The organism is Promicromonospora citrea (assembly GCF_013004695.1).
Lineage (GTDB): Bacteria > Actinomycetota > Actinomycetes > Actinomycetales > Cellulomonadaceae > Promicromonospora > Promicromonospora citrea.
The window spans coordinates 1-8,731 of the sequence record NZ_JABEMG010000161.1 but is presented as its reverse complement, the minus strand read 5'-3'; the positions used below and the strand labels follow the sequence as shown (position 1 = coordinate 8,731).

Annotated in this window: 7 protein-coding genes; 6 read left to right on the top strand and 1 reads right to left on the bottom strand. The window is 75.2% G+C overall.

The genetic code is table 11. The annotated features are described in order from the left end of the window. The 4 genes from HLB15_RS20770 to HLB15_RS20755 all read left to right on the top strand — a co-directional run. On the top strand, nt 1–447 hold a 447-nt coding region (locus tag HLB15_RS20770), incomplete at its 5' end, for a bacterioferritin-associated ferredoxin (RefSeq protein ID WP_171108235.1). Beyond that, the gene (locus tag HLB15_RS20765) at nt 444–1,361 is read left to right on the top strand and encodes a dihydrodipicolinate synthase family protein (RefSeq protein WP_171108233.1); all 918 of its coding nucleotides are present in this window, start codon (nt 444–446) and stop codon (nt 1,359–1,361) included. The genes HLB15_RS20770 and HLB15_RS20765, both read left to right, overlap by 4 nt. A 30-nt stretch (nt 1,362–1,391) precedes the next feature. Then, nucleotides 1,392–2,393: a proline racemase family protein gene (locus HLB15_RS20760; protein WP_171108231.1), complete on the top strand. Its 1,002-nt coding sequence runs from the start codon at nt 1,392–1,394 to the stop codon at nt 2,391–2,393. Between the two features lie 14 nt (nt 2,394–2,407). Further along, nucleotides 2,408–3,865, top strand: a complete 1,458-nt coding sequence (locus HLB15_RS20755; RefSeq protein ID WP_171108229.1) for an aldehyde dehydrogenase family protein — start codon at nt 2,408–2,410, stop codon at nt 3,863–3,865. Nucleotides 3,866–3,887: 22 nt separating this feature from the next. Here HLB15_RS20755 and HLB15_RS20750 read toward each other — a convergent pair whose 3' ends face one another. After that, complete coding sequence (locus HLB15_RS20750) at nt 3,888–7,097, bottom strand: efflux RND transporter permease subunit (protein ID WP_171108227.1); 3,210 nt, start codon at nt 7,095–7,097, stop codon at nt 3,888–3,890. Between the two features lie 171 nt (nt 7,098–7,268). On the opposite strand from HLB15_RS20750, the gene HLB15_RS20745 reads away from it, so the two are divergent. Then, nucleotides 7,269–7,790 carry a MarR family winged helix-turn-helix transcriptional regulator gene (locus HLB15_RS20745; protein WP_171108225.1) on the top strand — a complete coding sequence of 174 codons (522 nt, stop codon included), beginning with the start codon at nt 7,269–7,271 and terminating at the stop codon, nt 7,788–7,790. A gap of 49 nt (nt 7,791–7,839) precedes the next feature. Then, a partial coding sequence (locus HLB15_RS20740) for a serine/threonine-protein kinase (protein WP_171108222.1) occupies nt 7,840–8,731 on the top strand: 892 nt, incomplete at its 3' end.

Here is an 8,731-nt window from a genome sequence, read left to right as displayed (position 1 = left end):
GCGCTGGCCGAGGGCGCCGTCGCCGGGGCGGCCGCCGCCGGGGGAGCGGTGCGCGGCGCCGTCGTCCGGGAGCGGGACCGGTGGCGTGCGTTCGCCGCCCGCCTCGACGCCGCCCACGGCGTGCGCGGCGGCTGGGTGCGCTGGCTGCGCGACGACACGGTCGTGTGCCGCTGCGAGGAGACCACCTACGGCCGCCTGCGCGAGGTCGGCGAGCTCACGGGCTCGCGCGCCACGCGCTCGGTCAAGCTCACCAGCCGCGCCGGGCTCGGCCCGTGCCAGGCCCGCGTCTGCGGTCGCACGCTCGAGGAGCTGGTGGGCGAGCACGGCGCCGAGCACGGCACCGACCGGCGCACCGTCGTCGTGCCCGTCCGCCTCGGCGACCTCGCGGCGCCGCCCTCGTCCCCTCCGCACCACCCCGACCCCGCGACCTCAGGAGACCACCCATGACCCAGCGCTTCGACCTCGGCGGCGTCATCGTCGCCACCACGCTCGCCTTCACGCCCGACGAGTCCGCACCGGCCGGCCTCGCCGTCGACCACGACCGCTACGCCGCGCACTGCGAGCTCCTCGTCGACAGCGGCTGCCGCGGCGTCGGGCCCAACGGGTCGCTCGGCGAGTACTCCTCGCTCACCGACGACGAGCGCCGCCGCGTCGTCCGGACCGCCGTGCAGGCCGTCGGCGGGCGCGGGCTCGTCGTGGCGGGCGTGCACGGCGTCGGCTCCCACCAGGCCAGGCACTGGGCCGAGCTCGCGGCCGAGGACGGCGCCGACGGCGTCCTCCTGCTGCCGCCCACGCTCTACCGCGCCAACCGGTCGGAGGTGATCGCGCACTACGCCGCCGTCAACGAGGTGGGCCTGCCGATCATGGTCTACAACAACCCGATCGACACCAAGGTCGACCTCACGCCCGACCTCCTCGCCGAGCTCGCCGAGCTCGAGAACGTCGTCGCCGTCAAGGAGTTCTCCGGCGACGTGCGGCGCGTGCTGGAGATCAAGGAGCTCGCGCCCGACCTCGACGTCGTCGCGGGCGCCGACGACCTGCTGTTCGAGTCCCTGGTCGCGGGCGCCGTCGGCTGGTTCGCCGGCTACCCGAACGCGTTCCCGCGCGAGGCCGTCGAGATCTACACCCTCGTCACGGAGGGCCGGATCGACGAGGCGCGCGAGCTGTACCGCCACCTCGTGCCCGCCTTCCGCTGGGACTCGCGCACCGAGTTCGTGCAGGCGATCAAGCTGTCGATCGACCTCGCCGGGCAGAGCTACGGTGGGCCGACCCGTCCGCCGCGCGGCCCCCTGTCCGCCGAGCACGAGGCGCAGGTGCGCAAGGACACCGAGGCGGCGCTCACCTACCTCGCGTCGCGCTGAGGGACGCCGGGCAGACGCCGAGGAGGCACCATGCGCAGCAGCAGATCGATCACCGCCGTCGACTCGCACACCGAGGGCATGCCGACGCGCGTCGTCACCGGCGGCATCGGGACCATCCCCGGTGCCACCATGAACGACAAGCGCCTGTACTTCATGGAGCACCTCGACCACCTGCGGCACTTCCTCATGGACGAGCCCCGCGGCCACGCCGCCATGAGCGGTGCCGTCCTGCAGCCGCCCACCCGGGACGACTGCGACTGGGGCGTCGTCTACATCGAGGTGTCCGGCTGCCTGCCCATGTGCGGGCACGGCACCATCGGCGTCGCCACCGTGCTCGTCGAGACCGGCATGGTCGAGGTGCGTGAGCCCGTCACCGAGATCCGGCTCGACACGCCCGCGGGGCCGGTCGTCGCGTCCGTCGCCGTGCGCGACGGGCACGCCGACGCCGTGACCATCGAGAACGTGCCCAGCTTCGTCACGGCGCTCGACCAGGTCGTCGACGTCCCCGGGTACGGGTCCGTGCCCTACTCGATGGCGTTCGGCGGCAACTTCTACGCCCTCGTCGACCTCGACGACCTCGGCCTACCGTTCGACCGCTCCCGGCAGCACGACCTGCTCACCGCGGGCCTGGCGATCATGGACGCCGTCAACGAGACCGCACCGCCGAAGCACCCCGAGCTCGACGGCGTCGCCGGCTGCCACCACGTCGAGCTCATCGCCCCCGGCTCCGACGCCCGCCGCTCCCGCCACGCCATGGCGATCTTCCCCGGCTGGTTCGACCGGTCGCCGTGCGGCACCGGGACCTCCGCCCGCATGGCCGAGCTGTGGGCGCGCGGCGAGCTCGGGCTGCACACCGACTTCGTCAACGAGTCGTTCATCGGCAGCCGGTTCGTCGGCCGCCTCGTCGGCGAGACCACCGTCGCGGGCGTCCCCGCCGTCGTGCCCACCATCACCGGACGGGCCTGGGTCACCGGGACCGCCACCTACCTGCTGGACCCGAGCGACCCGTTCCCGACGGGCTTCGTGTTCTGACCCGAGGAGCCACCATGACCGAGCAGACGACGGACGACGTCGCCCGCCGCGCCGCCGCCGCCTACCCCGCCACGTCGCAGGCCGCACCCGCCGTGCGCGCCGACGCCCTCCGCCGCGCCGCCGCGACCCTCGGCGACCACACCGACGAGCTGGTCGCCCTCGCCCAGGAGGAGACCGGCCTCGCCGACGCCCGGCTGCGCGGCGAGCTCACCCGCACCCGCGTCCAGCTCCGCCTCTTCGCCGGCGTCGTCGAGGACGGCACCTACCTCGACGCGCGCCTCGACGAGGCGGACCCCGACTTCGTGCTCGGCCCCCGGCCCGACCTGCGCCGCACGCTCTGGCCGGTCGGCCCGGTGCTCGTCTTCGCCGCGAGCAACTTCCCCTTCGCGTTCTCCGTGGCCGGCGGCGACACCGCGGCGGCGCTCGCCGCCGGCTGCCCCGTCGTGGTCAAGGCGCACCCCGGGCACCCGCGCCTCGCGGAGCGCGTCGCGGCGCTGGTGTCGGGCGCGCTCACGGAGGCCGGTCTGCCCGACGGCGCGCTGCAGCGCGTCGCGGGGCAGGACGCCGGCGTCGCGCTGCTGGAGCACCCCGCGGTGCGAGCGGCGTCGTTCACCGGGTCGCAGCGCGTGGGGCAGCTGCTCGCGGCCCGGGCCGCCGCGCGCCCCGACCCGATCCCGTTCCACGGCGAGCTCGGCAGCGTCAACCCCGTCCTGGTCAGCGCGGGAGCCCTGCGCGAGCGCGGCGACGAGCTGCTCGCCGGGTACGTCGCCAGCGTGTCCGGCTCGGCAGGCCAGCTCTGCACCAAGCCCGGATTCCTGCTGGTCCCCGAGGGCACCGCCTACGACGACGCCGTGGTCGCCGCCGCGTCCGCGGTCGCCGAGCACCGGCTGCTCGACCGCGCGATCGCGGACAGGTACGACGCCCGCGTCGCCGCGGCCCTCGGGGCCGACGGCGTGCGGGTGGTGCACGCCGGGCACCTGCGCCGCGACGCCGACGGCCACGGCTGGGCCACCCCGACGATCGCCGCCGCGCCGCTCGACGCCGTGCGGGCGGCCGGGCCCGCGCTGCTCGACGAGGTGTTCGGGCCGTTCTCCGTCGTGGTCGAGTACCCGGAGGGCACCGACCTCGCGGGCGTCGTCGCCGAGCTGTTCCCCGGTAACCTCACCGTGACCCTGCACCTCGGGGCGCGGGAGGACGCACCCGTCGACCGGCTCGCGCGGCACGCCGGCCGCCTGCTGTTCGGCGGCTGGCCCACCGGCGTGGCGGTCACGCCCGCGATGCAGCACGGCGGCCCGTGGCCCGCGACGACGACGGACGCGACGTCCGTCGGCACCGCGGCGATCGGCCGGTTCCTGCGCGGCGTCGCCTACCAGGACGCGCCGCAGTCCCTGCTCCCGCCCCCGCTGCGCGACGACAACCCCTGGAACGTCCCCCGCACGCTGTCCCCGCGGGGCGCGTCGGCGGCGTGGTGACCCCCCGCCCGGACGGCTCGGCCTACGGCGTCTCCGCCGCCAGGAGCTGGGCGCGGCGGGCCGCCTCGGCAGCCCTGGCCTGCGCCCGCTCCGCGCGGCGGGCGGCGCGGGCCGCCCGCTTGGACCCCCGGTGCTCGGAGCGGCGCTCCAGCAGCGTGTAGATCACCGGCACCACGTACAGGGTGAGCAGCGTCGACGACAGCAGACCGCCGATCACCACGAGCGCCAGCGGCTGCGAGATGAACGCCCCGCCGCCCGTGAGGCCGAACGCCATCGGTGTCAGCGCGAGGATCGTCGCCGCCGCCGTCATCACGATGGGCCGCAGGCGCTGCCGCGCGCCCTCGCGCACGGCCTCGTCCAGCGAGCGCCCGTCCGCGCGGTACTGGTTGATGAGGTCGATGAGCACGATCGCGTTGGACACCACGATGCCGACGAGCATGAGCACGCCGATGAGTGCTGCCACGTCGAGCGGCGTGCCCGTGAGCAGCAGTGCGCCCAGAGCGCCCGTCGCCGCGAACGGCACCGACACCAGCAGGATGAGCGGCTGACCGATGCTGCGGAACGTCGCCACCATGACGAGGTAGACGATGAGGATCGCGACGAGCAGCGCGAGGCCCAGGTCGGCGAACGCGTCCGCCTGGTCGGCCGCGACGCCGCCGACCTCCACCTCGGCGCCGTCGGGCAGGTCGAGGCCGTCGAGCTCGGTCTGCAGGTCCTGGGACAGCGTGCCCAGGTCGTTGCCCGCCGGGGTCACCGCGACGGTCGCGCTGCGCTCGCCGTCGACCCGGGTGAGCGAGGCGGGCGCGGAGACGCGCTCGACCTCGGCCAGGTCGCCCAGCGGCACGACGCCCGCGGCCGTGGGGACGTCCAGCTCCCGGATCCCGCCGACGGTCGTGGGCGCGTCGCCGCCCAGGACGACGTCGAGCGTCGCGCCGTCCACGTCGATCGTGCCGAGGCTCGCCGCGTTCATGGCGCCGGCCAGCAGGCCCGAGACCTGCTGCTCGGTGAGGCCTGCCTCCGCCGCGGCGTCCCGGTCGACCGTGACGCGCACCGTGGACTGCTCGGCGGCGAGGTTGTTGGTGACGGAGTCCACGCCGTCGACGTCGGCCACCGCGTCCTCGACCTGGCCCGCCGCCTCGGTGAGGTCGTCGGCGTCGGGCGCGGTGACGACCAGGTCGACCGTGCTGCTCGCGAAGCCCGAGTCGCCCGCGGTGACGCTCAGCTCGCCGGTCAGGTCGGCGTCCTCGAGCGCGGCGTCGACGTCGTCCTGCACCGTCGTGCCGTCGGCGTCCTCCTCCAGCGCGAGGGCGTACGACGCGCTCGTGCCGCCCCCGCCGCCGAACGCGGCGGCGAAACCGTCGCCGGAACCGACGGTGGTCTGCACCGTGGCCACGCCGTCGACGCCGGCGAGCACGTCCTCGACCTCGCGGGCCGCGTCGTCCTGCGCCTCCAGCGAGGTGCCCGGCTCGAACTCCTGCGTCACCGACAGCGTGTCCTGGCCCGCGTCGCCGATGAAGTTGGTCTCCATGCGCGGCACGAGGGCGACCGTGCCGGCCAGCAGCGCGACGGCGATGCCGAGCGTCACGGCGGGACGGCGCAGCGCGGCGGCCAGCGAGGGGACGTAGGCGCGCTGCCACACGCCGCGGCGCTCCTTCTCCTCGGCGGCCTCGCGCACGGCCGCGCCGTCCTCGGCCGAGACCGGCCCCTTGATGAACCAGTAGGCGAGCACGGGCACGACGACGAGCGCGACCACCAGCGACGCGCCCATCGCGATCGCGACCGTCACGGCGAACGGCCGGAACAGCTCGCCCGCCATGCCGCCCACGAGCGCGATGGGTGCGAAGACCGCGACGGTGCAGACCGTGGACGCCGTGATGGCGGCGCCCACCTCGCGCACGGCGGTGACGATCGCGTCGACCCGGTCCTCGCCGTAGGACAGGTGCCGCTTGATGTTCTCGATGACCACGATCGAGTCGTCGACGATGCGCCCGATCGAGATCGTCATCGCGGCGAGCGTGAGGATGTTGAGCGTGTAGCCCGTCACGTTCATCGCGGCGAACGTGACCGCCAGCGACAGCGGGATCGAGATGGCCGAGACCAGCGTGGCCCGCAGCGAGGCGAGGAACACCAGGATGACGAGGACGGCGAACAGCAGGCCGAGCCCGCCCTCGGTCGTCAGACCCTCGATCGACTCCTCGATGAACGGCGCCTGGTCGAACGTGACGACGGTCGTGACGCTCTCGGCGTCGAGCTCGTCCTCGAGGTCGGCCAGCACGTCGCGCACGGCGTGCGACACGTCGACCGTGTTGCCGTCCGGCGTCTTGGTGAGCGCGACCGCGAGGGACGGCTCGCCGTCGAGGCGGGAGAAGGAGGTCGCGGGCACGTCCTCGACGCGTACCTCGGCGACGTCGCCGAGGTGGACGACGGGCGCCGTGCCGGGTGCCGGGGCGCCCGTGGCGCCGGGGTCCGGAGTGGCACCGGCGCCCGCCCCGGACGGCGCCGCCGGCAGCAGCGGGAGGTCCTTCAGCTCCTCGACCGACGCGACGGTGGTGCCGACCTGGACGCTGCTCGTCGTGCCGTCCTCGGTGACGGAGCCGACCGGCAGGACGGTGCCGTTCTCCTGCAGGAGCGTCATGAGCTGCTGCTGCGTGAGGCCCGCGGCGGCGAGCTGCTCGTCGTCCGGCTCGATGACGACCTGGCGCTCCGTCGCGCCGGTGACGGTGACGTCGCGGACGTCGGCGATGCCGGACAGCTCCGGGACGAGGACGTCGTCGACCAGGTCGCTGAGCTCCTGCTCGTCCGACCCGTCGCCGCCCTCGCGGGACACCGCGAGCTGGACGACGGGCAGGTCGTCGAGCGACCCGGCGACGACCTCGGGCTCGACGCCGTCCGGCAGGTCGGACAGCCCGTTCAGGGCCGAAATGACCTCCTGCTCGACGGCGTCGACGTCGGTGCCGTACTCCAGCTCGACCGTGGTCACCGACAGTCCGGTGGCGACGGTCGAGGTGAGCCCCGTGACGCCGTCCACCGCCTCGACGGCGCTCTCGACCGGGTCGGTGACCTGCTCGGCGAGCAGCTCGGGCGCGGTGCCCGGGTCGGCAGCGGTGACGGCGACGACCGGCACGTCGAGCGGCGGGATCAGCTCCTGTCGCAGCTGCCAGGTGCTGGCCACGCCGACGACGAAGACGGCCACCGTCGCCAGTGCGACCAGCGCACGGTTCGCGAGCGACATGCGGGCAAGACGGAACACACTGCCTCCAGCTCTGGGGGTGTACGCGTCGGGGGACACGCGCGGGCCGCGCCGTCCGCGGCGCGATAGTTTGCCCAACGCAAAGGATCCGGCCGTGGTTCCCGGCCCGCAACCGGGCGCCTGCCGGCGCTCGGCGGCCGTTAGAGTCGCACCGTGACCGACAGGGGGACCGACGGCCGGACCGACGAGGGGCCCGCGGGCCAGGACCGTGCGGAGCTCGTCGCCGAGCTCGGCGCGCTGCACCGGCGGCTCGGCGAGGAGCTGTTCGCGACGCGGCTCGTGCCGCTCCTGGAGACGGACCTCACCGTGCAGCAGCTCCGTGCGCTCGCGCTCGTGCAGGTGGACGGCGAGTCGACGCCGCAGCGGCTGGCCGAGGCGCTCGGCGTGTCCGCGGCCACCGTCTCCGGCATCCTCGACCGGCTGACCGCCGCGGGGATGACGTGCCGCACGCCCGACCCGGCGGACGGGCGCGTGCGACGCGTGACCAGCACGGCGAAGGGCAGCGACGCGATCCGCCGCATCGTCGCCCACGACGAGGAGCTGCCCGGCGAGCTGCTCGACGAGCTCGACGTCGAGGACCTCCGGGCGCTGACCCGCGGCACGCGGGCACTGCTCGAGGCGGCGCTGCGGCTCACGGCCGCTGCTGACCCTGCATCAGGACAAAAGGTGCAATAGCATCCCGCGGTCAGCACGCAACGCCGCAGGGTGGGACGAGGGACGACACGTGGGCGAGGTCAGGGCGGGCGACGAGGTCGCGGGGCGCTACCGGCTGGTGCGGCCGCTGGGCTCCGGTGGGCAGGGTGACGTCTGGGAGGCCGTCAGCCTCAGCGTGAGCACGCTGCGGGTCGCGATGAAGCGCGTGCGGCACGACGGCGAGGGCCCCGCGCCCGCCGTCCGCGAGGCCGAGGCCCTGGCCAGGGTGCGCCACCCGAACGTCGTGCCCGTGCACGACCTCGTCGAGGACGACGGCGACCACTGGATCGTCATGGCGTACGTCGAGGGCGAACCGCTCGGCGCGCTGCGCCGGGTCTCCGTGCAGGACGCCGCGCGGTACGGCGCACAGCTCGCCGACGGGCTGGTGGCCGTGCACCGGCAGGGCCTGCTGCACCGCGACGTCACGCCGACCAACGTGCTGGTCACCGACCGCACGGCCGTGCTCATCGACTTCGGCATCGCCCGCGACCTCGCCCGAGCCGTGACGGTGACGGGGCCGTCGGGGGAGGAGGAGCCTGCCGACGCGCCGGACGACGGCGACTGCTCGTCGAGCGGTCCCCGCGTCTCGGGGACCCGCGGCTACCTGGCCCCCGAGCTGCTCGTCCCGGGCACCGAGTTCCGCCGTCCCGCCGACGTCTACGCGCTCGGCGCGACGCTGTACCGGGCGCTCGAGGGCGTGCCGCCCCAGCGGGACCGGTCCGGCGGGTGCGCCGGCGACGGCCCGGTGCGCACGCCGCGGCAGAGCGGCGCCGTGGGTCCGCTGCTGCTGCGGATGCTCGACCCGGACCCGCACCGGCGGCCCGACATGGAGGACGTGCGCGACGAGCTCGAGGCGATCGCCGACGGCGGGGCGGCGGGCGCGGCGGCAGGAACCGGGACCGGCCCCGTGCCGGACGCCCGGG

Bases quoted from the DNA above. Each gene is read 5' to 3' on its own strand.
- HLB15_RS20765 (WP_171108233.1), top strand. From the start codon at position 444: ATGACCCAGCGCTTCGACCTCGGCGGCGTCATCGTCGCCACCACGCTC.
- HLB15_RS20760 (WP_171108231.1), top strand. From the start codon at position 1,392: ATGCGCAGCAGCAGATCGATCACCGCCGTCGACTCGCACACCGAGGGC.
- HLB15_RS20755 (WP_171108229.1), top strand. From the start codon at position 2,408: ATGACCGAGCAGACGACGGACGACGTCGCCCGCCGCGCCGCCGCCGCC.
- HLB15_RS20750 (WP_171108227.1), bottom strand. From the start codon at position 7,097: ATGTCGCTCGCGAACCGTGCGCTGGTCGCACTGGCGACGGTGGCCGTC.